The following is a 1,645-nucleotide window of genomic DNA, read 5'->3' on the forward strand; positions in this document are numbered from 1 at the left end:
CTATACTTATTAGAAGTATTTTTTTTTACATTCATGATATAATATACTTAGATTCCGCTATATAGGAGGAAAGAGATGAAAAAACGTACTTTACTTTGGCTAGTTTTAGCTCTTGTAGTATTTGGAGGAGGAGCATGGATGGCACAGGAAACAAATCTATTTGGAGGAATAACTCTAAGCCCGCGAGCTAAGCAGTTGGATTATTTAAAGGAACATGAAGAAGAAATGGCGAACTTCGTTAAATCTTGGAATTCTAAAGTTGAAAGTGTTCAGTTTGATTGGGATAGTATAAAGGTTGGTCAGGTAGGAAACGGTACTCCTCAAGGTGGAGGATATATGATGACAGTGGACGGAAAAATCAATAATAATAAGGATACTGAATTTACATTAGGCTTCCCACTGAAACGTAATGCAAATGAAATTCCAGAGAAGCTGGTCATTATCCAAATGCAACCTATAAGAATTTTACGAGATGGAGGTTGGTTCTTATATGAGTAATAGTAACTTAAAAACCTTTGATAATTTTTATGCGGATTTAGCACAAGCTACCTATACTTTTCGACCAAGTAATTTTCCGCCACAAAATAATTCGGGAAAATTCAGAGAATTTGATTTTTCAAATGACGGATATATGTGGGATAAAGACGGGAACATAACAGAAATCACTCCCGGCGGGAAACATCTTCCTCATGACGGTAAAGTCTACCTGCAGCCAGATCCTGATTTACATACTGTGGAAGATACGATAAAACTCCAAGTTGGTGATCCTGGAGGAGGGGTTCACCAAGAAGAGTATCCTATCAAACGCTATCAAAAAGGACTCTTAACTGATGAGAAAGCTGGTTTTAATGCCTACTATTTAACGGATACGCCAACCTTGACTAATGCTACTACGAAAACCTATATGACCATCCGCGGAAGTGATGCCATCAGTATAGAAAATTGGAACGACTGGATTGACAATGATGCGAAGTTTGCCCTTAACCATATCCATACTCCGCAAGCCAAGTTAGCGACAGTAGGAATGAAAACGAAAATCGCAGAGATGCGCGAAAAGGCTCCAAATGCGACGATGGACATCACAGGTCACTCCCTAGGGACCATTGTCTCTGCCCAAGGAGTAGCTGGCCTCACCGATGAGGAACTTGAGAAAATCGGCAAAGTGGTCCTCTTTGACGGCCCGGATACGACAAAGAGTTTAAAGAAAATGGGACTCAGTGATGAGAAAGTCAAAAAGATCAGCGAAAAAATAGAGTACTATGTCAATCCTTTTGATGTCGTGGGTATGCTCAATCGTGAGCATACCATTACCAAATTACCGGGGGACTCCGATGAACCTCTTAAGAAACCTGTCGGTAAAGTCAATGTCCTTGTTCCCTTGCATTATACCCAGATTACTGATCCGGAAAGTTCCCATGACTTTGGTGTTTTCCAATCGGATGGAAAGGGAAATTTATTGACTGCATCTGAGGATTTTCACCCAGAATTGCTCAGGGCAGGTGAAAAGCTGGCTCGACTGATAGCGACAACCTTGGATTCCCTCCGGGCTTTAGGAGTCGATGAAAATGTAGCCTCAAATGTTTTAAATGCCATTATGAGGGGGGAAATCGTAAATAAGGCGGCTATCGGATATGGCTTTTATGAG

Annotated in this window: 2 protein-coding genes; both read left to right on the plus strand. The window is 40.9% G+C overall.

Translation table 11 applies throughout. The features are described from left to right. The first annotated feature begins 75 nt into the window (after positions 1-75). Positions 76-498 carry a hypothetical protein gene (locus SORDD16_RS03135; RefSeq protein WP_061452349.1) on the plus strand — a complete coding sequence of 141 codons (423 nt, stop codon included), beginning with the start codon at positions 76-78 and terminating at the stop codon, positions 496-498. Further along, positions 491-1,645: cutinase family protein (locus SORDD16_RS03140; protein WP_061452350.1), on the plus strand; the 1,155-nt coding region annotated here is incomplete at its 3' end. The genes SORDD16_RS03135 and SORDD16_RS03140, both read left to right, overlap by 8 nt.

Source organism: Streptococcus oralis, from assembly GCF_001578945.1.
GTDB classification, from domain to species: domain Bacteria; phylum Bacillota; class Bacilli; order Lactobacillales; family Streptococcaceae; genus Streptococcus; species Streptococcus oralis_Q.

What these genes read in the sequence shown, in the direction of transcription:
- SORDD16_RS03135 (WP_061452349.1), top strand. Translation starts at nt 76, where the DNA reads ATGAAAAAACGTACTTTACTTTGGCTAGTTTTAGCTCTTGTAGTATTT.